Genomic DNA, 25,472 nt, shown 5'->3' with positions numbered 1-25,472 from the left:
ATGAAAAAATTGTTGCTTTATTTTTTATGTTTATAACTTTAGCCTTTGCAACTCCTACTGGAGATTTGAAAGATTTTACCGAAATGGTTTCTATAGGAAGTTTAGAAACGGGAATTTTTTTAAGCACCTTTAGAGATATCTCAAAAGATCCTATTGATCAAAATTGGAATATTAAAGAAATTGTTTTAAGCAATGAGTTAAAACAAAAAGATAAATTAGCCAATGAACTTCCTTTTGGTTATGTGCAATTTACAAATCCAAAGGAAAGCGATCTTTGTTTGACCATCCTAGAAGATGGAATCTTTGGAGCAAAATCTTGTCGAGATAATCTAAAAGATGGTAAACTAGAAACTGTATTTTCTATGAATGCCAACAACAACTTCAGATGTGCAAATTTGTTCTTTAGTTTTGGAATCTGATGAATGTATGGTAACTTTTTAATCCAAATATTCCTACACAAAAACGCTTTAGAATAGCCCCTTGCACCTTAGATCCTAATTTTTTATGAAGTAAACGAACTAATGATTATAACTCCACCTTTAACAGCTTCTACCCCTTTAGAATAAGATTTTTTCTTGTTCTATTTTTATATTTATTTAATATTTATGATATTACAAAAATACACAAAATAATCAATAACAACACAATATAATTTACTTTACTCTATAATTTTTTTATTTTAATTTAATTTTTTGTTACAATAAATTTATACATGATAATTATCAAGGAGGAAAAATTGGAGCAAATTTTAACATGGCAACAAGTTTACGACCCTTTTTCAAACATTTGGCTAAGTGCTTTAGTGGCATTTTTACCTATACTATGTTTTTTAGTTTGTTTGGTTGTTTTAAAACTTAAAGGTTATCAAGCAGGTTTTTTAACTGTTATACTTGCTACTTTGGTAGCTTTATTTGCCTATAAAATGCCTTGGAATTTAGTGGGCGCAAGTTTTATTCAAGGCTTTACAAATGGTATGTGGCCTATAGCTTGGATTATCATTGCAGCAATCTTTCTTTACAAACTTTCTATCAAGTCGGGTTCTTTTGAAATCATTAAAAAAAGCGTGATGAGCATTACTCCAGATCATAGAATTCAAGTGATTTTAATAGGTTTTTGTTTTGGTTCATTTTTAGAAGGTGCTATAGGTTTTGGTGGCCCTGTGGCTATAACTGCTGCACTTTTAGTAGGACTTGGTTTGCGTCCTTTGCAAGCTGCAGGACTTTGTCTTATCGCAAATACCGCTCCTGTTGCTTTTGGTGCGGTGGGAATTCCTATTATTGCTATGGCAAATCTTGTCGGCATAGAACAGCATTCAGTTTCTGCCATGGTAGGTAGAATGCTAGTTCCTTTAAGCCTTACTATACCTTTTTTCATAGTTTTTTTAATGGATGGATTTAAAGGCGTTAAAGAAACTTTTCCAGCTATTTTAGTTGCGGCGCTAAGCTTTACAACTACTCAATTTTTAAGCTCAAATCACTTAGGAGCGGAATTGCCTGATATTATTTCAGCTGTGGTTTCTTTAGCGGTTACAACTATATTTTTAAAATTTTGGAAACCAAAAAATATTTTTAGATTTGATAATGAAAGTAATTTCACTCAAGATAATACTCTAAGCTTTAATCAAATTCTAAAAGCTTGGTCGCCTTTTATTTTACTCATTGTTTGTATTATCATTTGGACACAACCTTGGTTTAAAGCTCTCTTTGATAAGGACGGAATTTTAAGCTATACAAGCATTACTTTACAATTTAGCAATATCACAACTGGAATTTTAAGCCCTTCTATCACAGGCATAGGAGAAGCTAAGCCTTTATCTTTGGCTTTAGGTGTAGATTTAATCAATGGAAAAACCGTAGCTCAAGCAGGAACAGCGATTTTGCTTGCAGCTTTTTTAAGTATAGCTATTTTAAAAATTAAAGCTGAAGATGCAGCAGAATGCTTTTGGGCTACTTTAAAAGAAATGGCTATACCTTGTATCACCATAGGTTTAGTTGTAGCTTTTGCTTTTATTTCTAAAAATAGTGGTATGAGTACTACCTTAGGACTTGCTTTTGCACACACAGGCGATGCTTTTTCTTTCTTTTCGCCAATCATTGGTTGGATAGGGGTATTTTTAACAGGCTCTGATACAAGTGCAAATTTACTTTTTGGAACCTTGCAGCAAGTAAGTGCTCAAAAACTAGGTATTAGCGAAGCTTTATTTTTAGCAGCTAATTCAGTAGGTGGGGTCGTTGGAAAGATGATCAGTCCACAAAGCATTGCTATAGCTTGCGCAGCGGTTGGACTTGTAGGAAAAGAATCTGATCTTTTCAAATTCACATTAAAATATTCTATAGCTTTTATTATTTTAATAGGAATTTGGACTTGCATTATAGCTTTTTTCTTGCAAGGAATCATCCCTGAAGTTATAGTGAAATAATTAAAAATTTAAGTTTTACTTCAACAAATATTCGTTTTTAGAATATTTGTTGGAAATTTTACTTTGCTTTTATTTTTATAGGATTAGAATATTTATCCTAAATTATCCCAAAAGGAGAGATCATGAAAAAGGTGTATTTTTACGCCACATGCTTAGGAAGTGCTGCTATGCAACAAAGCGTTTTAAATGCAATAAAACTTTTAAGGCGTGAAGGTATTGAAGTGATTTTTAAAAAAAATCAAACCTGTTGCGCTCAACCTTCTTTTAACTCAGGTTATTTCGATGAAAGTCGTGAGATTGCTTTATATAATGTAGATTTATTTGATAAAGATTATCCCATCGTTGTGCCAAGTGGTTCTTGTGCGGGTATGATGAGTCATGACTATAAAGAACTTTTTAAAAACAGACCTGAATTTTCTAAAGTCAAAGATTTTAGCTCTAGAGTGATAGAACTTTCACAATACCTTGATGAAGTTTTAAAAGTAGATTATGAAGACAAAGGTGCACCTATAAAAGTAACTTGGCATTCTAATTGCCATGCTTTAAGAGTGCAAAAAAGCATACAAGCGAGTAAAAATCTTATCAAAAAACTAAAAAATGTAGAATTAGTAGAACTTCAATACGAGGAAGAATGTTGTGGTTTTGGCGGAACTTTTTCAGTAAAAGAGCCTGAAATTTCAAATGCTATGGCAAGAAGCAAAATCAAAGATATACAAAATAGCGGTGCAAAATATCTCATCAGTGGCGATGGAGGTTGTCTTTTAAACATATATGGCACAATGAAAAGAATGGGTTTAGATATAAAAGGCATACATTTATATGACTTTTTACTTAAACGCTTAGAAGGAGAAAGACTATGAGTCAAAAAATTCCTCACGAACAAATCGTTCAAATTAAACTCAATGACAGGCAAATGCAAGAAAATTTAATGACTGCCATGCATACTTTACAAAAAAATAGACTCAATGTTATTGATGCTAGATTTAAAGACTGGCAGGGTTTAAGAGCTAAAGCTAAACAAGCTAAAAACAATGCCTTAATGAGTTTAGAAGAAAGGCTTTTAGAATTTGAAAAAAATGCTACAAAAAATGGCATTAAAGTGCATTGGGCAAGTAGTGATGAAGATGCCTGTGAAATCGTCTATGAAATCATGAAAGAAAAAAATATCACTAAGCTTTTAAAAGGTAAATCTATGGCAAGCGAAGAAATAGGCCTAAATCACTACCTAGAAAAAAAAGGTTTAAAAGCTATAGAAACCGATCTTGGAGAGCTTATTTTACAGCTTAATGAAGAGCCTCCTTTACATATAGTTGTACCTGCTATACATAGAAACCGCCATGAAATCGGAGAAATTTTCAAAGAAAAATTAGGAGCGAATTTAGAAAACGATGAACCTGAAAGTTTAAATGCGGTAGCTAGAGAACATTTAAGAAAAGATTTTGAAGGCTTAAAGCTTGGACTTAGTGGGGTCAATTTTGCCATGTCAAGAGAAGGAGCTTTTTGGCTTATAGAAAATGAAGGAAACGGTAGAATGTGCACTACAGCACCTGATATTCATATCGCACTTTGCGGCATAGAAAAAGTCATGGAAAGCTTTGAAGATGCGGCTACTATGGTTTCTTTACTCACTCCTTCAGCCACAGGACAATTTATACCAACTTATAACAATATCATCACAGGTCCTAGAAAAAATGGGGATTTAGATGGTCCTAAAGAAGTGCATGTGATTTTATTTGATCACAATCGCTCTAAAATGTTAGCTCATGAGGATTATTATGAGGCTTTGCGTTGTATTCGATGTGGGGCTTGTATGAATTTTTGCCCTGTTTATGATCAAATCGGCGGACATGCCTATCAAACCACTTATCCAGGACCTATAGGAGAAGTAATCAGTCCTAATATTTTTGGTATAGATCATACAGGAGATATTTTAAATTTCTGTTCACTTTGTGGGCGTTGTTCTGAAGTTTGTCCAGTGCAAATTCCTTTGGCTGATCTTATTCGCAAATTAAGATGTGATAAAATAGGACAAGGTAAAAATCCACCTTTAGGAGCAAATAATGTTCATCGCAATGCCTTAGAAGCCTTTGCTTTTAAACAATTTAAAAATATCGCAACCAATGGCAATAAATGGCGTTTTTCACTTTCAAAAGCACATTATTTCAACTGGACGGTACAAAATTTCGCAAGCGTTTTACCTGTGATTAAAAAATGGCACGCTTTTAAAGAATTACCTCAAATTAAAATGGATCTTTATAAAGAAGTGCAAAAACTAGAAGGAGTAAGCTATGAGTAAAATCGATGAAATTTCAAGCAAAAGTAAAGCAAGTATTTTAGAACATCTTAAAAAAGCTTACAAAGAAACAGACTTTACGCGTATTGAAAGTATAGATCCTGTAGAACATATCCAAACCACCCAAGATATGCTTGCAGAAATGAAGCAAAAAATGAGCAATAATAAATACATCGTTGAAAATGCGACTAAAGATACCTTAGAAGAAAAAATCAATGAAATTATCGCAAGATATGGCTTTAAAAGTATGATTTATGGGGCGGATTTAAATTTAGATTTAGAACAAATCAAGGCAGAAAAGAAGATTTGCTTTGATAAAGAAATCGAAAATCTAAGATCTGAAGTTTTTCATAGTGATTTTTCCATCATTCACGCAAGAGCAGGGGTAAGCTCTCACGGAGTTGCACTTATACCTTCAAGTAAAACCCAACCTAGAATGCTAAGCCTTGCACCTAAACTTTGCATAGTATTGCTTAAAAAAGAAAATGTTGTTAAAAGTCTTAGCGAAGCTTTAAATTTAGTAAAAAAAGAAAATGAAATTTTACCTACTAATATCTTATTTATAGCAGGGCCTTCAAGAACAGCAGATATAGAACTTATCACTGTTTTTGGTGTTCATGGGCCACAAATTGCACATATTATTATTTACTGATTCTATACTAGAATCAGTAAGTCTTAATTTTTAATATTAATTATATATACTTTTTATATTATACAAATATAAATAAAATAAATAATTTCTAATTAATAATATTTTAATAAAGTATAATGTAATATTTCACTCAAATATATTAAATTAATTTTAAATACAAAAATTAAAGAAGGTGCTTTTGGATAAATTAATTCCTGTTTGGGATGAAAAATATAGTATCAATGATGAGAAAATAGATGCTCAACATCAAAAACTTTTTGAACTTGCAGCAAAAATAGAAAATGCGGTTTATAAATTTGTTCAAAGAGATGAGTTAAAAGAAATTTTAACAGAACTTTTTAACTATATGAAAGAACATTTTAGTAATGAAGAAGATTATATGCAAGAAATTCATTATCCTTATTTAAATGAACACAAAATCATGCATAAAAATATCATTCATGATATGTCTTATCTTATACAAAACATAAAAACCACTAATGATTTAAAAGAAAAACTTTATACTATAATGTCAGAGTGGCTTTTAGAACATATATTACATCATGATGTTATGATAGGAAATTGGCTTTCGGATCAAATTTTAAGCAAACAAGAAGAAGAGCTTGAAAAAATCAATGAAGAAATATTATACGAAAACACTCCAACAACTCCTACCGCCAAACAAGTAAAACATAAAGAATATGAATTTATCTATTCTTGCCCTTGTAGAACAAATCACATACTTTCATATACAGAACACCTTGACATTCTCTGTCATAAAAAACAATTAAGATGTAAAAAATGTCAAAAAAATTTATTCTACGTTAAAAGTGAGTTAAAGGATTAAAAATGTTTCCAAAATGGGATGATAGTTATAGCGTTCATAATGCAAAAATAGATGAACAGCACAAAAAACTTTTTGAACTTGCAGGTAAAGTAGAGTTTATGTTTGATAAACCTGTTTACAAGGATGATGTAAAAGCTTTATTGGCTGAATTTTTTAACTACATGAAAGATCATTTTAATGATGAAGAAAAATACATGAAACTTATAGGATATCCTGACTTAGAAGAACATAAAAGAATTCATAAAGAAATCATTCAATCCATGATAGATCTTATTAAAAATATAAAGTCCACTAATGATTTAAAAGAGAAGCTTTACACAGTTTCTAAAAAATGGCTTTTAGAACATATACTCTATGAAGATATGAAGGTTGAACAATACAGAAGATCTTCTTTGGCTTCTGAAGATGATGGAGAAGTAAGCTTTGAAGAAGTTAAAGAAGAAAAAGATGATGAAAATGCAGTTTATCTTTACATATGTGAATGCGTAGGACAAATGCATGATGTACCTTTTGGAATTCATCAAAAAATTCAACTTAAGGGCGTAAAATTTAAATGTAAAAAATGCAAAGAAGCCATACAGTTTTATAAAAAATATTCAGAAAATTTCTAATTAACTATTTATGCGTTAAAATATAAGTTAGACAAAGAAGGAAATTTAATGGATAAAAAAATAAAATATTTTATTTTGGATAAATTTGATTATTCCTATCCTATACTAACCAAAGATATAAAATGCTCATTTTGTGAAAAATTTTTTCCAATAGAATATAGCTCAAACCTAAAAACAATAAAAAAAGAATGTCCATTTTGTAATAATAAAATGGACATTAAACTTAAAGACTAAGCCTTAGTTTTACTTACAATATTAATAATATTTGAAGCTACTTCATCAGCAAGTTCTAAATGAGAAGTAAAGCCTACACAAGAACAATTAATCTCGCCTAAAACATATTTATCATTGCCCTTTTCATCAGTATCTAAAATAAAATCAGCCGTCCAAATCAATGGTAAGTCATAATTGCCTAATTTTTCCCTTACCTTAGGAAGCTCGCCTAAAAACATATCCACCAAAGTTTTCCAATCTTCTGGCTTATCATAGCGATATTTTGCCCCGCTAAAAAGCGTAGCAGAAAAAGCATCAGCATCTTCAGCTGGTTTTTTATGTACTACATTTACAGGGGTGTTATAAAGCATTAAAAGTCTGATTTCACCTTCTTTAATGCGCGGTAAAAAAGTCATATCCACAAGCATACCATTATCACCTATGATATATTGCTCACAAAAATCCATAAATTCCCCAAGCTCTCTATGTTCTACATGATTATCCTTAGCTTCCGTACACTTGATTTTTGTGTTTAAAGGCAAACTATCTCCACTAACATTACCCTCTACACTCACACGCCAAATTCCCTCTCCTGTAGAGCCACGATTTTGTTTTAAAACCCTTTCACCTTTAGCCAAACTTTTTGGAAAATTTTCTTTAAAAGTCTTAATATCATAGTAAGCATAAGTATCACTTGGAACAAGATCAGTATCTGCTAATTTTGTAAGTGCATCTTTAGCGCCATAACCTATCATAGCATCAGGATGAGGCATGCCTACAAGCTTATCGGCACAAAGTTTTCTTAACATATCAAAATACTCATTTTCTTCTTTAAGATTGCCAGGATTGATGCGAGAAACATAACCATCAAAATTTTCTTTTACATATTTGTAAATTTCATCTTTTTTACCCACTTCAAAAAAAATCACCTCAGCATTCCAACCCTTAGCTTTTAAGGCGTTTACCATAGGCATGGTATCTTTTCTATAGCCATCTTCACCTTTATCACTCCCACCTTTAACTTCGAAAAAAACAATATTTTTTTTCATTATTTTACTCCTTATCTAAGATATAAATAATTATTGCATAAAAATATTACAAAAATTAAATAAAAATATTTATATATTTTATCTAGCGTTTATAAAACTGCTATTAGTTTTATAAACGATTTCGATTAAGCTTTTACTTATCAAGCTTGATGTTTGTCCTTCTAGGCGGTTAAGAAATTTATCAATCTTATCTTCTTCTTTCCAAACAGGATTTGAAACATTAGCAAGTTTTTCAAGCTCCTTTTTAGCATTTTCATAATTACTAAGCTCATCTATAAGACCAAGCTCCTTAGCCTTGGCAGCTAAAAACACTCTTGCATTTGCCCATTGATCTTTTTTATTAAGATCTAATGCTCTTTCCTTGGCAACAAAACCTGTAAAAAGATCATAACTTTGATCAATTAAACCCTGTAAAAAATTTCTTTCATTCTCATTCCAAGCTCTTGCAAAAGTTCCAGCACTTTTAAATTCACCCGCTTGAATAGTTTGTTCTTTAATACCGAGTTTATTAGCCAATCCGCTTAAATCAGCTCCTTGCATAATCACACCGATAGAGCCTATAAAACTTGCTGGATTGGCTAAAATTTTATTAGCTCCAACTCCTGCTAAATAACTTCCGCTTGCCATAGTTCCGCTTGCATAAACAAGCACAGGCTTTTTAATTTTTAAATCCTTTATAGCTAGAGCTAGTTCCATACTAGGAGCAAAAGCTCCACCAGGAGAGTCTATAACAAAAAGCACTCCTTTGATATTGCTATCATTTTTAGCGTTGATAATTTTTTCCAAAACTGCAGAGCTGTCAAAAATTTCACCCTTTAAATCAATGCGTTCTAAATTTGCAAGATTGGAGCTTGAATTTGCACTAGGCATTAAAATCCATATAACAATCAACAATAAAACAAAGGTTTTAAAATAAGTATTGATAAATTTTATACCGCATCCTAAAGCCTTAAAAAATGATTTTAAAATTTGCATTCTTTTCCTTTTATAAATAATTTATTTACTTCCTTAGCATTTAAAATAAACTGCAAAGGAGCTTGCTTTTTATCACATTCTCCTAGCTCAAATACGCTAAAATCAGCAATTTTACCTTTTTTAAGCTCTCCTAAATTTAAATTTAAAGCCTTTGCAGGATAAAGTGTTACCATTTGCAAAAGCTTAGAGGCTAACTCTAATAAATCAAAATTCTTATGTATAAGCAAATTCGCGCGCATTTCATCAAGTAAGGACAATGAAATATTTGAGCTAAGTCCATCGGTTCCTAAATGGATATTTAATCCACTTTTTAAAGCCGTTTTTAAATCTAAGCTTTTTTGACTTAAAAGACGATTTGAAAATGCACAATGTGTAATAGAATGTAAATTTTTATCTAACCATTCATATTCTTTTAAATAAACACAATGCGTAAAAAGAGTCCTTACTCCTTTAAAGAGTTTAGCAAAATCCTTTGGTGTATAAAGAGGCTTAGGGTGAAGTGTGAAATTTTCAAGCCATTTTTTAAACCCTCCTTTAGACTCTCTAAGCCAGATATTTTCAGCCTTACTTTCTAAAAAATGCGTACTAACTAGTAAATTTTGCTTTTTAGCTAAATCAAGAGCAAAATGAGCCAAACTAGGATGAGTTGAATAAGGAGAATGAATCGAAATTGCTGGGATAAAAAAATCATTTTTAAATTTCAAAGAATTTTCAAATCTTTTTAAAAATTCTTGTTTTTTATCTTCAACTTGATTTTCATTTGTACCCAAAATTTCATTAAAAAATACTATACGCATACCCTTTTGACTAGCCTTTAAACAAGGATCTAAATCACTCCCAAAACTTGAAATTTCACCTATAGTGCCTATACCGCTTTTTTGCATTTTTTTAATGCTTTGAAGTATTAATTCTTCTTTGGCCTGTGCATTTAACATAGAACGAGAATTTATAACACTTTTAAGCCAAATTAAAAATTCTCCAAAATGTAAAGTTGTTGAATTTGCACTAAATTCTAAGTGTGTGTGAGGATTTATAAAAGCAGGTAAAATAACCGAATTTTTAGGTGTTTTGATGATTTTAGCCTTGGGATATTTTTTTCTTAAATTATCCAATTCACCCAATTCTAAAATTTTATCTTCAAAAACAAAGGCTTGATTTTCTAGTATTGTAAAATCTTCATCGCATAAAAAAAGATATCTTGCAGCAGCTATAAACACGATTTTCCTTTCAAAAATTACATTGTAGCAAAAATTTATTTTTAAAATGTTATAATAAAAGGTTAAAAAATAAATTTTTAAGGTTAAATCCATGAAAATAATGATTATCCAAGGCCCAAATGTTAATATGCTTGGCGTAAGAGAAGTGGGAATTTATGGTGCTATGAAAATGGAAGAAATTCATGAGCAAATGAAACTTGCAGCATCGCAAAACAATGTAGAACTTGACTTTTTCCAAAGTAATTTTGAAGGTGAAATCGTAGATAAAATTCAAGAATGCCTTGGAACAGTTGATGGAATTATTATCAATGCAGCAGGCTATACTCATACTTCAGTAGCTATTCGCGATGCTATTGCAGCAGTAGCTTTACCTACAATTGAAGTACATATTAGCAATGTTTATCGCAGAGAAGAATTTCGTCAAAAAAGTCTTATAGCGCCTGTATGTTCTGGAACTATTGTTGGTTTTGGTCCTTTTGGCTATCACTTGGCTTTAATGGGTATAATTCAAATTTGTGAGCAAATAAAAAATTTGCGCGCGATGCAACAAGCACAACAAACAAATAAATAATAATGCTAAAAATTCAAGGAGTAAAACACTTTGAAAAAAGTCGTTTTTTTCCTTTTTTTAGTCAAAATATACGATCTTTTAAATATTTAGCTCTTATAGGCTTAGGAAGCAATATAGAGCCCGAAAAAAAAAGATTTGATATGCTTTTTCGAGTAATGATGGATGATAAAAGATTTAAAATTTTATCCACATCTCCTATGTTGATAAATGAAGCCTTTGGTTTTAAAGAGCAAAAAGATTTTACCAATGCTGTTATGTTGATACAAACTAATTTGCATGCACGAGCACTTTTGAAAGTTTTACTTTATTATGAAGTAAAATTTAAACGCAAGAGAACTTTCAAAAACGCTCCTAGAACGCTTGATTTAGATCTTTTATACTTTTCACAAAAAGTCAAGCGTGATAAGTGGTGTGAGGTGCCTCATAAAGGGGCTAAAGAAAGAGTGAGTGTAATTTTGCCTTTAGGCATGATATAAGGAATATAAATGGGACAACTTATACATACTTTTACTGTTGAAGATACAGAACAAATTATACCCAAAGTAAAAGAAGATTACGGAGATAAAGCTTTAATTATAACAAATAAACAAATTCGTCCTAAAACCTTAAATCGCAGTGCGCTTTATGAGGTTATGGTAGCCATAGAAGAAAGCGACTATGAAGAACACTTAAAAAAACAAGGAAAATCTTTACCTGCAAAAAAAAGCTCGCCAAAACCATCTTCTACCTCTCTTACAGAAGAAAAAATTAGATCTCAAATCCCTCAAGAAGATGAAGATGTAGTCTTGGATTTCTCAAACACTCGCTTAAATACAAATTTAAACACTGTAAAAAACAATGACTTAACTAAAAAAACCTATCAAGATTTTCCACAAAACAAAATCAACCCTCATCAAAATAAGACTCTAGGCTTTGATGATTTTAAAGAAAAACTAAGTGAAGTTAGCAATGAAATTTCTAAAGTCACAAACACACCTTTAGAAAATTACACCCCTAATCCAAATTATAATAAAAAAATAGAAAATTTTGAAAAGCAATTTGAAAAACAAATCAACAAGCTTAACGATAAAATAGATCTTCTTGCAGATATGATGTGGGACGATAAAGCTGAAGCTAGAAAAAATCTTATGATACCTCCTGAATTTGCAAGTATTTATAAGCAAGCCAAAGAAAGTGGAATGCTTGAAAATCATCTAGAAGCGATTATGAAAGCAACTATAGAAAATATGCCAGCTGCTATGAAAACCAACAAAGATGCGGTTCAAAGATATTTTCACTCACTTTTAAGAAATATCTTGCCTTGTCGCGTTGAAAGCGATATAAAAAAACAAAAAATCATGATGCTAGTGGGCCCAACAGGAGTCGGAAAAACAACAACCTTAGCTAAGTTAGCTTTTCGCTATGCTTATGGAGATAAGCGTTATAAAACAGGTATTATTACGCTTGATACTTATAGAATCGGTGCGGTTGAGCAACTTTTTCAGTATGCAAAAATGATGAAACTTCCTATTATTGATAGCATAGAACCAAAGGATTTAGATGAAGCGATAAAAAGCTTAAATAATTGCGAAGTAATTTTAGTTGATACTATAGGAAATTCACAATACGATCAAAGTAAACTTGCTAAAACTAAAGAATTTTTAATGCACTCAAATGCAGAAATTGATGTAAATTTAGTGGTTTCTGCAAACACCAAACATGAAGATTTAATGGAAATTTATAAAAATTTTTCATTCTTAAATATTGATACTTTGATTATTACTAAATTTGATGAAACAAAGGTTTTTGGAAATATCTTCTCTCTTATTTATGAAACAAATATTCCTCTAAGCTTTTTCTCTACAGGACAAGAAGTGCCAGATGATTTAGAAGTAGCCAATAGTGATTTTCTAGTTCATTGTATTTTAGAAGGGTTTAACAAAGGAAAAAATAATGAATAACCAAGCAAATAAACTTCACAATCTCATGAGTCAAAATGGAACCAAAAAATCCCAAAACACTCATTTTATAGCTATTACAAGTGGAAAAGGTGGCGTTGGAAAAAGTACGATTAGCGCAAATCTAGCCAATGTTTTAGCAAATAATGGCTATAAAGTTGGGCTTTTTGATGCTGATATTGGCTTGGCAAATTTGGATGTCATTTTAAATGTACGCATACAAAAAAATCTTTTACATGTTTTACGCGGAGAATGCTCCTTGGAAGACATTTTAATAGAAGTTAAGCCAAATTTATGGCTCATCCCAGGCGAAAGTGGAGATGAGATTTTAAAATATAATGATAAAAATATTTACGAGAGATTTTTAAATCAAGCAAGTATTTTAGATGAGCTTGATTTTCTTATTATCGACACAGGCGCGGGTATTGGTGGAAATATTTTAAATTTTTTAGAAATGGCTGATGAAGTTATAGTAGTAACTGTTCCTGATCCTGCAGCAATCACTGATGCGTATGCAACCATAAAAACAACTTCTAAGACAAAAGAAAATTTACTAATGCTCTTTAATGTTGTAAAAAACGAAAATGAAGCTTTAAAAGTGTTTGAAAATATTAAAAAAGTTGCAGATGCAAACATTAAAAATCCTTTAAATTTAGAATTCTTAGGTCATTTAAGCGCTTCTAAAGATGTAAGTGGTAGTATTAAAAAAAGAACTTTATTTAGCGATGAAAACACAGCCTCAAGTGATGAGCTTAAAGCCCTAGCTTCCAAGCTTTTATATAGATTGGAACGGAAAGTGCTTGATAATGTTTCAAATCGTAGTTTTTCAAGTTTTTTTAGAAAAATTATTGAAAGATTTTAGCAATAAAGAGAAGAGATTATGAGGCCAGAAAATTACGTAGCATTTTTCACTGTTTGTGGATTTTTTATAGGACTTGCATTTAGCATTATTAGTATAGATGAAGCCTTTGATATACTGATTTTTACTTGTTTTATTACTTTTATGTTTTATGTTTTTGTTCATATTGCTATTATGAATTTTATAGATGTAAAGAAAATTAGCGGTAGAATCTTTAATAAACACGATTATGAAAAAACTAGCAATAATATTATCAACGATTTAGTTATTCGTGAAAAGAAAATGGATATAATTTTAGAAAAGCTCAATGAAGAAAGAGAAGAGCTAAAGAAAAATGAATCCAAAGAAAGACGAAGAAATGCTAAAAGAGCCGCCTAAAGCTTATGCACAAATGCTAAAGAAAGAGCAAGATGAGCTTGTACTTTCTTACATGCCAGCTCTGCGTGCTATGGCTTTTAGACTAAAAGAACGCTTGCCTTCAAGCATAGATGTTAATGATCTTATTAGCATAGGCGTTGAAGAAATGATAAAGCTTTCACGCCGTTACGATAAAGAACAAAATGATAACTTCTGGGGTTTTGCAAGAAAAAGAGTTAATGGCTCTATGCTTGATTATCTTAGAAGTCTTGATGTAATGAGTCGCAATAATCGCAAAATTATTAAAGATATTGATGTAATCATGGATGAATATTTCCTTGAGCATGAATGCGAACCTGATGATGAATATCTAGCCAAAAAACTTGATTTGGATGTAGAAAAAATCAAAGAAGTAAGAACAGCTCATGCTATTAGCTATACCCTGCCCATCGATGAGCAAATCGAACTTTACAACGAAGACAATACTTTAGAAAAAATTGAAAAAGAAGAACTTTTAGAAAAAATTCACGAAGTGCTAGATGATCTTAAAGAGCGCGATCAGTTAATCATTCAGCTTTATTATTATGAAGAATTAAGCCTAAAAGAAATCAGTGAAATTTTACAAATCAGTGAAAGTAGAATTTCACAAATTCACAAAAAACTTCTTAAAAAACTTAGAGAAAGGCTAATGTAATGGCTGAGATACTTTCCCAAGAAGAAATTGATGCCCTGCTTGAAGTTGTCGATGATAACACCGACACACCCATAGCCTCAAATTCAAAAGATGAAAAAGATGAAAGAAATATCGTTGTATACGATTTTAAGCGTCCAAACAGAGTTTCAAAAGAACAACTTAGGACGATTAAAGGCATACATGATAAATTAGCAAGAAATTTAGCCTCTCAAATTTCATCGATGATGAGAAGTATTGTTGAAACTAAACTTCATTCAGTCGATCAAATGACTTATGGAGAGTTTTTAATGTCTTTGCCAAGCCCAACAAGTTTTAACGTTTTTTCTATCAAACCTTTAGATGGAAACTGTGTTTTAGAAATCAATCCAAGCATAGCTTTTCCTATGATAGACAGGCTTTTAGGTGGTCAAGGTGATAGCTATGAAGCTTCGCGTGAGCTTACGGATATTGAACTTAATTTGCTTGATTCTATTTTGCGTATCATTATGCAAAGACTTAAAGAAAGCTGGGCTACTGTAACTGAAATTTATCCTAGTATTGAAGCTAAAGAATCAAGTCCAAATGTTGTACAAATCGTATCTCAAAATGAGATTGTTATCATGGTGGTAATGGAAATCATCATAGGAAATTCAAGCGGTATGGTAAATATCTGCTATCCTGTAGTGCATTTAGAAAGTATATTAAGCCGTTTGGCAAACCGCGATATTATGATGGGTGAAACCTCAGCCAAAAAATCACGTAACAAAGAACTTAAAACTTTAATCGGTCGTGCTGAAGTGGTATATGAAGCAATTTTAGGAAAAACCTTAATTAATGTTCATGAATTTTTAGAACTTAAACAAGGCGATATTTTAAGGCTTGATAGAGAAGCAGATGATAAAGCTATAGTAAGCATCGATAAAAAAGATGTTTTCTTAGCACAAATTGGATTGCATCGTTTTAGAAAATCTATTAAAATTTTAGAACTCATACGCACAGATAAAGATGAAATCAAAGAAATTTTGGAAAAATACGAAGAAGAACGTAAAGCTAAAGCTAGTGTTTATGATGAGCCTGAAGAGGAGGATGAAGAAATATGATCAATGATTTTTTAAAAATGTTTACAAATGAATGCATCAGCACCATTGAAGGTTTAACAGGAAAAAGTGCTGAATTTAGCGAATATAAAGAATTTGATGTCAATGCAAGTGATACTTTAAAAGCACCTTTAGTGTATGCTATATTTGATATAGCAAATGGTGGAAAAATAGGAATTTTAGCCGGTGCTGTTTTAATGAGTGCTATTGGTGAATGGATGATGGGCGAAGAAGAGATCACCAAAAACGATAAACTAGGTCCTGATGAAATGGATGCAGCTAAAGAAGCCATCCAAAATATCATTTCAGCATTTTCTACAACTTTAGGAGCTCAAAAAGACATTCCAAAAATGGATTTTAGTATAGAATCTTGTGAATTTGTGCCTGAAAGCGTAGATTTTAAAGATTTTAAAAAATTATTTTTATATGATGTAAAAATAGGCGATTTAGAAGAACAAGTTTCTTTAGCCATGGATCAAACACTTCACAACATTCTAAGTGGAAAACCTGCTGAAACAGGAAATACAAGCACTGATTCTAATCACAACGCTGAAGAAAAAGCGATAATGCTTAGCGAAGAACTTAAAAATATCAATCTTATCATGGATGTTCGTTTGCCTGTGCGTGTGCGTATAGGCAATAAAAAAATGCTTTTAAAAGATGTTTTAACTATGGATATAGGTTCAGTTGTGGAGCTTAATCAACTTGCAAACGATCCGCTTGAAATTTTAATCGGAGATAAAAGAATTGCTTATGGCGAGGTAGTAATTGTCGATGGTAACTTCGGCGTTCAAATTACAGAAATTGGTTCTAAAAAAGAAAGATTAGAACAACTAAGATAAAAAGTTTTAGCCTACAAATTAAGAATAATAAATATAAACGAATTAAAACTAAAACAAACTAAAAGGGCTGAAATCAAAATGTAAAGATTTTGGAGTATTTAACTTAAAAGGTTTTAGCTCTTTTTTAGGAGCAACAATTAAAGCATAACCACCTTTATTATATCTATCCCAAATACTAAAAAATTGACTTTTAGAACTTATATATTCTCCATGGCTTGGATCAAGTATTTGCAAATAATTTCCTTTATGATTGATAATTATAACAAAATGTGGAAAGCGTGGATCATCTTCAATTTTTACAAGCATTGGAATATTTACAAGTTTATCCAAGTTTTCTCTATTGATTTGATATGAATTGCTTTGAAAGCCCAGTTTTTTAACTGCATCGCTTAAATCTGCAAAGCTTACCATATCCGTATAAAGTTCTTGTCCGCTCATAATCTTTAAAAGTTCAAGTTCATCAAACTTTTTTTGATCATCAAGTATATTAAGTAAAGTTGCTAAAGATGAAGCCCCACAAGATTGCTCATAAGTTTGTCTTATTACTCTTTCGTTTTTAATTTCTTGATAAGACTTAACTACCCATTCGGCTTTTGCACTCAAAGCAAGAATGAGTAAAAATAATAAAATTTTTAGAATTTTTTCCATAAGCTTATCCCAAATATACTATCAGGAGAAGCAGAGCTTCCTCCAAAACTAGCATTAACAGAAACTGCGGTATCTGAATTAATGCTATAAGTCGAACCTAGACTTAAAGTTGGAATAGAACGCACTTCAGAATTTTGATAACCATTAATTTTTTGCTCGGTTTGAAATCTTTGCTCTGCTCCTAAATCTAAAGTAATTTTAGGACTTAGAATAATAGATAAATCCCCACCCACATAAATACTATTTCCATACTCTATTTTAAGGGTTTTAAATTTTCTTGATTGATTATAACCAAATCCTGTATAAATACTATAAACCACAGGATCGCTATATCCCCTTAAACTAGCTTGTAAGCTTTGTGATTTTAGATAAAAGTTTTTGGTTTGATTGATTGCTTTTTCTCTTTGAACGACTGCAGTTTGAAAGGTAATTTGTGGAATTAAATCTGCAATGCTATCGCCTGTATAAATAAAACCTAGCCATAAACTATCAAAACCTATTCTGTTTTTACTAGAATACTCATTTGTAAAAAAGTTTGTATATTCAGCTCTTGCATAACTTCCGCCCCCTGAAATAAGTATGTCAAACTTAGGTGTTAGGGTATAAATGAAAGTTTGAGTTAAAAACACCTGCTTTGTATCATTCCACATTGTAGGATCTCCACCTATTGTTATATTAGGATAAAGAGAATACGAGTTTGCATTTCCTGTGCTAAGCAAAGAAAAGCTTGTAATGCTTCTTAAGCCTATTTGCTTTTTAAATAAACTGTCTATATTTAGTTCATCACTAGCAAAAACACAATTAACTAAAACCATAAATACTTAAATAAATCTTTTTCATTGTTACCTTTCTAAAATATTTTCAAATTTTTTTTAAAGCAATGAATGTTCCAAATAAAAAATTTGATTTTAATATATAATTTGTGATATTATTCAAAGGTTATTTTAGTATTTTAAAAAAGGATTTTTATGATAAGTCTTAATTCTCACTATCCTAATATCAATTATCCAAATAATGCTTTAAGCATTAAAAAAGATGAAAATAATGAATATACTTATACTAAAAAAGATGAGCCAAAAAGTGAAGAAGATGCTTATTGGGAAGATTTTGTGCAAAAATATTTTGGAGAAATGCTTAGTGAAGAATATGCGAACAAATACGGCTATAATGGAGACCCAGATGTTAAAGAAGTTGAAAATTCCTTGCTTGAGCGAATGCGAAAAGATAAATTAACTGAAGAGGAATGGGAAATTCTTAACGGAGCGTATGACATTGATAATATTGAATTTATTCCAAGAGATAAGATTGCCAGAATACGCGAAGCCAATCTTCTAAAAACTCTTACAAGTGCGAGTGAATTCGCAAGAATATGGGTTGCTGAAAAAGATGAAAGAAAAAAACGATTTATTGACGCACTTGATGTTAAACCACTTACTCAAGAAGAGATAGATAGGTTTTTAAATAAACAACAAAGCTCAAATTCTACCCAAGAAAGCAACGAAAATGGTCAAAACCCAGATGAAAAACCCTTCAAAGCCATTCAAGGCGAAAGCAAAAACAAAGAAACTTATAAAGATAATAATATAAGCAGCGAATTCTTAAAAAAGCTTTTAGAAAATAGTTTTAATAAGGCTAAAGAATTAGAACTTCTTTTTGGTATGAAATTTAGTGATGATGATGCAGGAGAATTTAACAAAATCCTTTCTTCAAATTCTGCACCAAAAAGTATAGATATTAAGGCTTAAGGATTTAAAAGTCTTTAAATTCCTAATCTTAATAAAATAAACCTATTAAAACTTATATAATAAAGAACTTATTATAAATTTTTAGCTAGAATGGAATTTATTTTAACTAAAGGTTGAAAAATGAATGAAAAAATAAGCCAAGATTTAGAAAAATTTGCTAACATACCAAACCTAAAAAATGCCGTAACTTTTTTTGGTTCAGCAAGACTTAAAGAAGATAATTTTTATTATCAGCAGGCTAAAATTTTGGCACAAAAATGTGTTCAAAATGGTTTTTGTGTGATAAGTGGTGGAGGAGGAGGCATTATGCGTGCAGCCAACGAAGGTGCTTTTTCACAAAAAAATAATACAAATTCAATGAGTTCTGTAGGGTTTAATATATTTTTACCTCACGAGCAAAAACTTAATGATTTTGTAGAATATAATATTACTTTTGAGAGCTTAGCCATACGCAAAATGGCTCTTATTGAAAAGAGTCTAGCTTTTGTGATCTTCCCAGGCGGCTTTGGAACACTTGATGAATTGTGTGAAATTCTTACATTAAAACAATTAGAATTTAAAAAAGATGTTCCTATTATTTTGTTTGGGAGTGAATTTTGGCGAGGTTTTGATGAGTTCGTCAGAAATTCTTTGCTCAAACTTGAAGTGATTTCTAAAGGAGATGAGTTAAAGTATAAAATCACTGACGACTTGAATTTTATAATTAATACTTTAAAGGAAATTTAATGAAAATTCTAGTCGCTATGAGTGGTGGAGTTGATAGTACAGTCACTGCTTATAAACTTAAAAATTTAGGTCATGAAGTTATAGGTTGTTATATGAAGCTTCATGGCAAGCCAAATTACCACGAAGAAAATATCAAAAAAGTAGAAAAAGTTGCAAACTTTTTGCAAATTCCTTATCATATTTTAGACTTACAAGAAGATTTTAAAAACAAAGTTTATATGCCTTTTGTAGATACTTATAAAGAGGGTAAAACACCAAATCCTTGCGCTTTATGCAACCGTTTTATCAAACTTGGAAAACTTTTAGAATTTGCTAAAAGTTTAGGTTGTGAAAAACTTGCCACAGGGCATTATGCAAGACTTGAAAACAACTTAATAAAAACCGCAGTAGATGAAAGCAAGGATCAAAGCTATTTTTTGGCTAGTGCAGATAAAGAAGCTTTAAAATATCTTATTTTTCCGCTAGGTGAGATGAAAAAAGAAGATGTGAAAAAATTTGCTTCCACTATAGAGGTTTTAAAATCTTTTGCCACTCAAAAGGAAAGTTCTGAAATTTGCTTTGTTGAAGATACTTATGTGCAAGTTTTAGATCAGTTTATGGATACAAAAATTCCTGGAGAAGTATTAGATAGTAGCGGAAAAGTGGTAGGCAAACATGAGGGCTATATGCACTATACCATAGGCAAAAGAAGAGGCTTTGAAGTGCGTGGAGCACATGAGCCACATTTTGTTTTAAAAATCAATCCTAAGCAAAATCAAATCATCGTAGGAACCAAAGAAGAACTTAAAATTAGTGAATTTAAGCTAAAAAATATCAATCTTTTTATAGACACTAAAGAGCTTGATTGCGAAGTAAAAATCCGCTATCGTTCAAAATCTACACCTTGTAAGGTAGAAATTTATGAAGATAAAAGCGCAAAAATCACTCTAAAAGATCCTGTTTATGGACTTGCTAGCGGACAAATGGCAGTCTTTTATGATCATGATAAAGTCATAGCAAGCGGTTTTATAGAATAATTTCTAGGAATTAATTCCTAGAAATTATTAATAAAATCCTAAAATTTTCCACCAAAAAAGCCCAACAGCTATCATCACTACTATATCAACTATGGAAATCACAAAACCTATACTCCACCATTTTTTAAGAGTTACATAGCCTGTTCCAAAAATAACAGGAGCTGTTCCTGTTGCATAGTGAGTTAATGCCATCATAACATTACCTGAAGCTATCATAATAAAAGCATAAAGAAGTGGTGGTGCTCCTAAGGCAAGCCCTGCACTATAAAAAACAAAAAACATTGCTGATATATGAGCTGTAGTGGAAGCAAAGAAATAGTGCGTATATAAAAAAGCAAGGCTTAAAAATATCATAATAGAAATTTCCCCAAGTCCCATAGCAGAAGCAAATTCACCTAAAACTTCAACTAAAAACTGAGTAACACCAAGTTTGCCAAGTAAAGTTGCCATCATTACAAGAGCCGAAAACCATACTAAAGTATTCCAAGCAGCTTTTTCAGCCAAAACTTCCCCAAAAGTTAAAACTCCACTAATTAACACCAAAGACAACCCAAGCAAAGCCACGCTAGTCGCATCAAGAGAAATTCCAAAAAACAAACCCAAAGTTCCAGCCCATAAAAGTAAAAGCGAGACAAAAACACTGAGCATTATTTTTTCACTATTTTTCATTTTTCCAAGTTCTTTCAATTTATCTTTAGCAAAAGTGGAAGCATTAGGCGTGGATTTAATTTCTGGTGGAGAGAGAAAATAAAGCACCAAAGGATTTGGAGCTGTAGCTGTAATAAACATAGCTGATGAAATAGGATTAGCTTGATAATTTACCAAAGAAAGATAAGTGCCTATTTTATTTTGCGTTCCATCTTCAGGAGTGGATTTAAAACTTCTTGCAATAGCTTGAACTATAGGATTTATGATAGCCCCTGCTCTTGCAGTATTTGAAGGAGTAACTGGAGCTAAAATGGTTTCGCAAAAAGCTATAGAATAAGCAATACCTAAGGTTTTTTACCAAAAATACTGATAAAATGATAAGCTAAACGCTCTCCAAGTCCTGTTTTAATAACTCCACGAGCCACAATAATAGAAATAACTATAAGCCAAATAAGAGAATTTGAAAAACCACTTAAAGCATCTTTTATACCTGTTTTAGATTTTAAATTTGATATAGCAGTATTTACTTTTTCATCTATACTCTTTTGAGATAAAAAATCAAGTGCTAAAGTATTTAAAGCTGAAATTTTAGTCTCATCAATAAGTTGTTGCGTAGAAGTTTTTGAAGTAGCCTTGGTGTAAATTTTACTTAGATTTTCAATCTGGTAATTTATATCTGTGCTTGATTTTAAAATTTCATTAACTTTTGCTTTTAAATTTCTACTTATATTAGCATTGATTAAAGCCTGCAAAATAGTGGCTTCAACTGCCTCATCCATAGTTGTATTAGAATTATCTCTTAAAACAATTCCCTCAAGAGTTTTTTATGTGTAGCACGCACAGAACTTTGGGCAGTGGTAATGCCACTAAGAGCTATTATGGCAATAGCTATCATACAAACAGCCCCAAAGGCATTACTTGTAAAATCACCGCCATAATCACAGCAATAAAAAGCCCAAGAAAATGCCAAGAATTATCTTCCAAACCTACAGGAGTAGGCATAAGCCAAAACACAGCTGCAATTAAAATACACAGCGCCAACAAGGGAATTTTACTTCTGTTCATTATTTATCCTTTGATATTGGTAATGTAATTTACAATGCTTAAATTTTAATTAACTAATATTTTAATAAATATTAAAATTACAATTTTTAAATAAATTTTTAATTTATTGTTACAAACATACATAATTTTTTACGTTATAAAGAAGCTAGTCTAATTGAAAAATAAATAGGGAATTTTAAATGAAGAAAACCCTTCCCCAGATAACTGCGGCACACACTAAAATCAAGTGCTCTGCTGTGTTCCCACCCTGAAGCGGTGCTTAAAAATAGCATTGCACAGGTCTAAGAAAAGGCAAAGAAATTATATCATAATATACTTAAAAAGTGTTGAGCTATAAAAACTAAATATAAAAATGTATAAATATGTAACAAATTGGTTATATTTTGTACAAATTTTTAAATTTAATTTGCAAAATTATTGTTTTTTTCAAGGAAATACGATTATATAGATATATTATATAAATTTTTGAGGAAAAATCATGGAAATCAAATGGAGTAAAGATTTTAGCATTAAAAACATACAATTAGATAAACAACACGAACTAATTTTTGAAATTGCTGAAATTGCAAACGATTTAGCTTTAAAAATTCAAGATAATGATGTGCAATACAAAAATGATTTAAAACAAATTCTTACAAAGTTATTCCAATATGTAAAAATTCATTTCAAAGATGAAGAAAAATTTATGGAAAGCATTGATTTTCCTTTGATTGAAGAACATAGAAAATCTCATCAAATATTATTAAAAAAGACTAAAGAACTTTTAGAACACTCAAATGATATTGTTAAAATGTCATTTGAACTTTCAACATTGACCAAAGATTGGATTTTAGATCATTTTGCTATTGAAGATTTATGGATAGCTAACTTCACAAAAAAAGCTCTACATCTTCAAGAGATTCATTATAATCTAGAGCAATACATAAAATTAAAATCGATTAGGCAAGATTTAAAGGCTGAAAAAACCTATGATTATATTTGCAACTGTTATTTACGTACTCATGCAGTTCCACAAACCATACACGAAGAACTTGTTAGCAAAGAAAATACTTTAAAATGTGAAAAATGTGGGCAAATTTTAGTGCATTTGGATTATGTTGATTTAAACCAAGACTATGAAATATTAAATCACACCCTCGAAAACATAGGAGTGTAACGATGAGCTATAAAATAAAAACTTTAGAAACTTTCAATCCTTTTGAAAGTTTAAATCACGAACAAGCCAGCACAGAACAAATTCTTGATTTTAGAATTATAGATTTTAAACTTCTGTGTTCTAGTGTAAAACCAGCAAAAACAAAAACTTATGAAAGAAAGGATTTTGACTTATTTTATACGGATGATTTTTTTGTAAAAAATTACAATACCATGGTGCAAAAATTTCTTATAGAAATTTATCCAAAAACACAAAAAAACTGTTTCGTGGTTAAGCTTAAATCTAATCCTAGTTTAACTTATCTTAAGGCCAATATTAATTTTTTGGATAATTTTGAATACTATCCAAATTTAAAATTTGACATTTTACAAAATATTTATAAAGTAATGATCAAACAAAAATTTTTAATCTTAAGACTTAATAAAAATTTATTTGACAAGATTGATGATTTTATTTTATCAATACAAAAAAATCCATCTATTAAAGAAATAGAGCTTGAAATTGCCAAAGGTGTAGATAAGATTGAACATAAAAGTGATGAAATTATTTATCATATAGATGTTAACGAAGAATGTTTTGACGAAAATATTAGCTATGATGAAGGAAGCTACTGTAAACCCATTGAAAAAAATGAACTACTTTTTGAATACATTTATAGAATTCTTGGAAAAGAAGGACGAAATTTAAGAGGAGAGATACTTCATTTAAATCCAATAGCCTTTCTTGATAATCCTTTTATTATAAAAGATGAAAGCATTTATACAGAAGAATTAGAAGATAGAATTAAATATTTTAGCGCCAATTATGGATTTTTAAACAAAGATCATACAGGATATTGTATTGCAAATAATTTAAAATTATCACAAATAGGGCTTAAAACAACTGGTTCAATCAAAACAAATACCGATGAAAATATAAACTTAGAAATCACTAATTTTGATATAAATGATGATGCTGTTAAATCAGGTATTGTAAATGTTCAAGCTTCAAATATAAAAGTAAATGGGAGTATTGGAGCAACAAAACTTTATGGAAAAAATATCAGCATCAAAGGCTTAACTCATGCAAAAAGCGAAATTTTTGCACAAGATATTTTTATTACAACACACAAAGGAACTTTGCAAGCTGACACTGTATATATAAAAAATTTAGAAAATGGGATAGTTATAGCTAAAAATGTATTTGTTGAAAACTGCATGGGTGGAAAAATAGAAGCAGAAAATATTTATATTTGCAATTTACTAACAGATAATACTTTATATCCAAGAAAAAATCTAATCATAACAAACAATATAAAATTTAAAAACAATATCGTAGTTTCGCCACTAGTTTCTATTGAAAACAACTCAGATACAGAATGCGAAAATCTTAAAAATCTAAGCCTTAAAATAAAAAGTAAGCTTGATGACACCATAAGCAAAATGCAAAATTATTATGATTATCTAATCAAAAATCAAATCAAAATCATCAAACTTCAAAAGACTAAAAATCCTAGCGCCATAGAAATGAAATTTTCAAATCTTTATCACGATATCATAAAAAAATACAATCATCTTAGCATTTCGTATAAAAAACTTATAAAATTAAAATATCAAATTGATGCGAAATTAAATTTCTTAAATGAAATGGTTTACAATGTAAAAATATACATAAAAGCCGAAAATATCGGAGAGGATAATTTTTTAAAATTTTATCCTAAAACAAACACCGAGCTTGAACTAAAGCATCAAATAAATTTAAAAGATTATGAAAAAGTTTTATACCTTGAAAAAGGACAACAAGCAAGCTATATTAAATCAAGTCAGGATTACAGTGAAAGCGATATAGAAGAAGTTAAAATTATTTTTGAAAAATTAGAAAAAGATAATTCCTAAAAA

General features: G+C 30.5%; 25 protein-coding genes, 1 other RNA gene and 2 pseudogenes. 21 read left to right on the top strand and 7 right to left on the bottom strand.

The annotated features are described in order from the left end of the window. The first annotated feature begins 26 nt into the window (after positions 1 to 26). From ELQ11_RS05750 to ELQ11_RS05715, 8 genes and pseudogenes are all read left to right on the top strand, one after another. Positions 27 to 566 (top strand): annotated as a pseudogene (locus ELQ11_RS05750) (cytolethal distending toxin subunit A/C). A gap of 170 nt (positions 567 to 736) precedes the next feature. After that, entirely contained in the window at positions 737 to 2,419 is a 1,683-nt protein-coding gene (locus tag ELQ11_RS05745; RefSeq protein WP_074486976.1) for an L-lactate permease, read from the top strand. A 119-nt stretch (positions 2,420 to 2,538) separates the two neighbouring features. Further along, a complete protein-coding gene (locus ELQ11_RS05740) occupies positions 2,539 to 3,279 on the top strand; it encodes a (Fe-S)-binding protein (protein ID WP_134225196.1) in 741 nt (246 codons plus the stop codon). Next, complete coding sequence (locus ELQ11_RS05735) at positions 3,276 to 4,715, top strand: LutB/LldF family L-lactate oxidation iron-sulfur protein (protein WP_052949429.1); 1,440 nt, start codon at positions 3,276 to 3,278, stop codon at positions 4,713 to 4,715. Before ELQ11_RS05740 ends, ELQ11_RS05735 begins: the two co-directional genes overlap by 4 nt. Continuing rightward, entirely contained in the window at positions 4,708 to 5,364 is a 657-nt protein-coding gene (locus ELQ11_RS05730; protein ID WP_002871085.1) for a lactate utilization protein C, read from the top strand. Before ELQ11_RS05735 ends, ELQ11_RS05730 begins: the two co-directional genes overlap by 8 nt. A gap of 178 nt (positions 5,365 to 5,542) precedes the next feature. Next, a complete protein-coding gene (locus ELQ11_RS05725) occupies positions 5,543 to 6,190 on the top strand; it encodes a hemerythrin family protein (protein WP_002871084.1) in 648 nt (215 codons plus the stop codon). Positions 6,191 to 6,192: 2 nt separating this feature from the next. Continuing rightward, positions 6,193 to 6,801, top strand: coding sequence for a bacteriohemerythrin (locus tag ELQ11_RS05720; protein ID WP_052858899.1), 609 nt, complete (start codon positions 6,193 to 6,195; stop codon positions 6,799 to 6,801). 48 nt (positions 6,802 to 6,849) lie between these two features. Beyond that, positions 6,850 to 7,035, top strand: a complete 186-nt coding sequence (locus ELQ11_RS05715) for a hypothetical protein (protein ID WP_072223644.1) — start codon at positions 6,850 to 6,852, stop codon at positions 7,033 to 7,035. Here the strand turns inward: ELQ11_RS05715 and ELQ11_RS05710 are convergent. From ELQ11_RS05710 to ELQ11_RS05700, 3 genes are all read right to left on the bottom strand, one after another. Further along, positions 7,032 to 8,063, bottom strand: coding sequence for a Cj0069 family protein (locus tag ELQ11_RS05710; protein WP_002851763.1), 1,032 nt, complete (start codon positions 8,061 to 8,063; stop codon positions 7,032 to 7,034). The two genes, ELQ11_RS05715 and ELQ11_RS05710, sit on opposite strands and share 4 nt — an antisense overlap. 78 nt (positions 8,064 to 8,141) lie before the next feature. Continuing rightward, the gene (gene sppA / locus ELQ11_RS05705; protein ID WP_072223645.1) at positions 8,142 to 9,038 is read right to left on the bottom strand and encodes a signal peptide peptidase SppA; all 897 of its coding nucleotides are present in this window, start codon (positions 9,036 to 9,038) and stop codon (positions 8,142 to 8,144) included. Next, on the bottom strand, positions 9,026 to 10,255 hold the full coding sequence (locus ELQ11_RS05700; protein ID WP_002871492.1) for a metal-dependent hydrolase: 1,230 nt from the start codon (positions 10,253 to 10,255) through the stop codon (positions 9,026 to 9,028). The genes sppA and ELQ11_RS05700 overlap by 13 nt, the downstream gene beginning before the upstream one ends. Before the next feature lie 91 nt (positions 10,256 to 10,346). Between ELQ11_RS05700 and aroQ the strand changes: the two genes are divergently transcribed. Genes aroQ through fliY form a run of 8 tightly spaced genes read left to right on the top strand, consistent with a single transcriptional unit; the run spans position 10,347 to position 16,591 of the window. Next, positions 10,347 to 10,826, top strand: coding sequence for a type II 3-dehydroquinate dehydratase (gene aroQ / locus ELQ11_RS05695; RefSeq protein ID WP_002852001.1), 480 nt, complete (start codon positions 10,347 to 10,349; stop codon positions 10,824 to 10,826). Between the two features lie 2 nt (positions 10,827 to 10,828). After that, the gene (gene folK / locus ELQ11_RS05690; protein WP_002851803.1) at positions 10,829 to 11,302 is read left to right on the top strand and encodes a 2-amino-4-hydroxy-6-hydroxymethyldihydropteridine diphosphokinase; all 474 of its coding nucleotides are present in this window, start codon (positions 10,829 to 10,831) and stop codon (positions 11,300 to 11,302) included. Between the two features lie 9 nt (positions 11,303 to 11,311). Continuing rightward, positions 11,312 to 12,766, top strand: coding sequence for a flagellar biosynthesis protein FlhF (gene flhF, locus ELQ11_RS05685; RefSeq protein WP_002871493.1), 1,455 nt, complete (start codon positions 11,312 to 11,314; stop codon positions 12,764 to 12,766). Beyond that, positions 12,759 to 13,625, top strand: a complete 867-nt coding sequence (gene flhG, locus ELQ11_RS05680) for a flagella biosynthesis ATPase FlhG (protein WP_052858893.1) — start codon at positions 12,759 to 12,761, stop codon at positions 13,623 to 13,625. Before flhF ends, flhG begins: the two co-directional genes overlap by 8 nt. A gap of 18 nt (positions 13,626 to 13,643) precedes the next feature. After that, positions 13,644 to 14,000 carry a hypothetical protein gene (locus ELQ11_RS05675; RefSeq protein WP_002854547.1) on the top strand — a complete coding sequence of 119 codons (357 nt, stop codon included), beginning with the start codon at positions 13,644 to 13,646 and terminating at the stop codon, positions 13,998 to 14,000. Then, positions 13,981 to 14,673, top strand: a complete 693-nt coding sequence (locus ELQ11_RS05670; RefSeq protein ID WP_002871494.1) for an RNA polymerase sigma factor FliA — start codon at positions 13,981 to 13,983, stop codon at positions 14,671 to 14,673. The genes ELQ11_RS05675 and ELQ11_RS05670 overlap by 20 nt, the downstream gene beginning before the upstream one ends. Next, entirely contained in the window at positions 14,673 to 15,752 is a 1,080-nt protein-coding gene (gene fliM, locus ELQ11_RS05665; RefSeq protein ID WP_002851710.1) for a flagellar motor switch protein FliM, read from the top strand. Before ELQ11_RS05670 ends, fliM begins: the two co-directional genes overlap by 1 nt. Next, positions 15,749 to 16,591: a flagellar motor switch protein FliY gene (gene fliY, locus ELQ11_RS05660; RefSeq protein ID WP_002860902.1), complete on the top strand. Its 843-nt coding sequence runs from the start codon at positions 15,749 to 15,751 to the stop codon at positions 16,589 to 16,591. Before fliM ends, fliY begins: the two co-directional genes overlap by 4 nt. Before the next feature lie 48 nt (positions 16,592 to 16,639). Here fliY and ELQ11_RS05655 read toward each other — a convergent pair whose 3' ends face one another. Both ELQ11_RS05655 and ELQ11_RS05650 read right to left on the bottom strand, forming a co-directional pair. Further along, positions 16,640 to 17,239, bottom strand: coding sequence for a C39 family peptidase (locus tag ELQ11_RS05655; protein ID WP_002860901.1), 600 nt, complete (start codon positions 17,237 to 17,239; stop codon positions 16,640 to 16,642). Then, the gene (locus tag ELQ11_RS05650) at positions 17,224 to 18,054 is read right to left on the bottom strand and encodes a hypothetical protein (protein WP_134225195.1); all 831 of its coding nucleotides are present in this window, start codon (positions 18,052 to 18,054) and stop codon (positions 17,224 to 17,226) included. Before ELQ11_RS05650 ends, ELQ11_RS05655 begins: the two co-directional genes overlap by 16 nt. 153 nt (positions 18,055 to 18,207) lie before the next feature. On the opposite strand from ELQ11_RS05650, the gene ELQ11_RS05645 reads away from it, so the two are divergent. From ELQ11_RS05645 to mnmA, 3 genes are all read left to right on the top strand, one after another. After that, complete coding sequence (locus ELQ11_RS05645; RefSeq protein ID WP_126232804.1) at positions 18,208 to 18,984, top strand: hypothetical protein; 777 nt, start codon at positions 18,208 to 18,210, stop codon at positions 18,982 to 18,984. Positions 18,985 to 19,104: 120 nt separating this feature from the next. Then, positions 19,105 to 19,710 carry a TIGR00730 family Rossman fold protein gene (locus tag ELQ11_RS05640; RefSeq protein WP_002870918.1) on the top strand — a complete coding sequence of 202 codons (606 nt, stop codon included), beginning with the start codon at positions 19,105 to 19,107 and terminating at the stop codon, positions 19,708 to 19,710. Continuing rightward, positions 19,710 to 20,726 carry a tRNA 2-thiouridine(34) synthase MnmA gene (gene mnmA, locus ELQ11_RS05635; RefSeq protein ID WP_002870919.1) on the top strand — a complete coding sequence of 339 codons (1,017 nt, stop codon included), beginning with the start codon at positions 19,710 to 19,712 and terminating at the stop codon, positions 20,724 to 20,726. Before ELQ11_RS05640 ends, mnmA begins: the two co-directional genes overlap by 1 nt. 27 nt (positions 20,727 to 20,753) lie before the next feature. Here the strand turns inward: mnmA and ELQ11_RS10310 are convergent. Together ELQ11_RS10310 and ffs are read right to left on the bottom strand one after the other, a co-directional pair. After that, positions 20,754 to 22,439 (bottom strand): annotated as a pseudogene (locus ELQ11_RS10310) (SLC13 family permease). A gap of 190 nt (positions 22,440 to 22,629) precedes the next feature. Then, an RNA gene (gene ffs / locus ELQ11_RS05620) (signal recognition particle sRNA small type) lies at positions 22,630 to 22,727 on the bottom strand. A gap of 190 nt (positions 22,728 to 22,917) precedes the next feature. Here ffs and ELQ11_RS05615 point away from each other — a divergent pair. Next, entirely contained in the window at positions 22,918 to 23,595 is a 678-nt protein-coding gene (locus ELQ11_RS05615) for a bacteriohemerythrin (protein WP_126218086.1), read from the top strand. Positions 23,596 to 23,597: 2 nt separating this feature from the next. Further along, the gene (locus ELQ11_RS05610; protein ID WP_134225194.1) at positions 23,598 to 25,469 is read left to right on the top strand and encodes a flagellar assembly protein A; all 1,872 of its coding nucleotides are present in this window, start codon (positions 23,598 to 23,600) and stop codon (positions 25,467 to 25,469) included. Positions 25,470 to 25,472: the final 3 nt, after the last annotated feature.

It is taken from the genome of Campylobacter sp. US50a (genome assembly GCF_004379015.1).
GTDB lineage: Bacteria > Campylobacterota > Campylobacteria > Campylobacterales > Campylobacteraceae > Campylobacter_D > Campylobacter_D jejuni.
The sequence above is the reverse complement of the archived record's forward strand: the minus strand, read 5'-3'. Positions and strand labels throughout refer to the sequence as shown.

Coding starts and splice junctions, on each gene's coding strand:
- aroQ (WP_002852001.1), top strand. CDS start 10,347: ATGAAAATAATGATTATCCAAGGCCCAAATGTTAATATGCTTGGCGTA.
- sppA (WP_072223645.1), bottom strand. CDS start 9,038: ATGCAAATTTTAAAATCATTTTTTAAGGCTTTAGGATGCGGTATAAAA.
- ELQ11_RS05670 (WP_002871494.1), top strand. CDS start 13,981: ATGCTAAAAGAGCCGCCTAAAGCTTATGCACAAATGCTAAAGAAAGAG.
- ELQ11_RS05615 (WP_126218086.1), top strand. CDS start 22,918: ATGGAAATCAAATGGAGTAAAGATTTTAGCATTAAAAACATACAATTA.
- folK (WP_002851803.1), top strand. CDS start 10,829: ATGCTAAAAATTCAAGGAGTAAAACACTTTGAAAAAAGTCGTTTTTTT.
- mnmA (WP_002870919.1), top strand. CDS start 19,710: ATGAAAATTCTAGTCGCTATGAGTGGTGGAGTTGATAGTACAGTCACT.
- ELQ11_RS05650 (WP_134225195.1), bottom strand. CDS start 18,054: ATGGTTTTAGTTAATTGTGTTTTTGCTAGTGATGAACTAAATATAGAC.
- ELQ11_RS05720 (WP_052858899.1), top strand. CDS start 6,193: ATGTTTCCAAAATGGGATGATAGTTATAGCGTTCATAATGCAAAAATA.
- ELQ11_RS05715 (WP_072223644.1), top strand. CDS start 6,850: ATGGATAAAAAAATAAAATATTTTATTTTGGATAAATTTGATTATTCC.
- fliM (WP_002851710.1), top strand. CDS start 14,673: ATGGCTGAGATACTTTCCCAAGAAGAAATTGATGCCCTGCTTGAAGTT.
- ELQ11_RS05640 (WP_002870918.1), top strand. CDS start 19,105: ATGAATGAAAAAATAAGCCAAGATTTAGAAAAATTTGCTAACATACCA.
- ELQ11_RS05610 (WP_134225194.1), top strand. CDS start 23,598: ATGAGCTATAAAATAAAAACTTTAGAAACTTTCAATCCTTTTGAAAGT.
- ELQ11_RS05735 (WP_052949429.1), top strand. CDS start 3,276: ATGAGTCAAAAAATTCCTCACGAACAAATCGTTCAAATTAAACTCAAT.
- flhF (WP_002871493.1), top strand. CDS start 11,312: ATGGGACAACTTATACATACTTTTACTGTTGAAGATACAGAACAAATT.
- flhG (WP_052858893.1), top strand. CDS start 12,759: ATGAATAACCAAGCAAATAAACTTCACAATCTCATGAGTCAAAATGGA.
- ELQ11_RS05645 (WP_126232804.1), top strand. CDS start 18,208: ATGATAAGTCTTAATTCTCACTATCCTAATATCAATTATCCAAATAAT.
- ELQ11_RS05730 (WP_002871085.1), top strand. CDS start 4,708: ATGAGTAAAATCGATGAAATTTCAAGCAAAAGTAAAGCAAGTATTTTA.
- fliY (WP_002860902.1), top strand. CDS start 15,749: ATGATCAATGATTTTTTAAAAATGTTTACAAATGAATGCATCAGCACC.
- ELQ11_RS05675 (WP_002854547.1), top strand. CDS start 13,644: ATGAGGCCAGAAAATTACGTAGCATTTTTCACTGTTTGTGGATTTTTT.
- ELQ11_RS05655 (WP_002860901.1), bottom strand. CDS start 17,239: ATGGAAAAAATTCTAAAAATTTTATTATTTTTACTCATTCTTGCTTTG.
- ELQ11_RS05710 (WP_002851763.1), bottom strand. CDS start 8,063: ATGAAAAAAAATATTGTTTTTTTCGAAGTTAAAGGTGGGAGTGATAAA.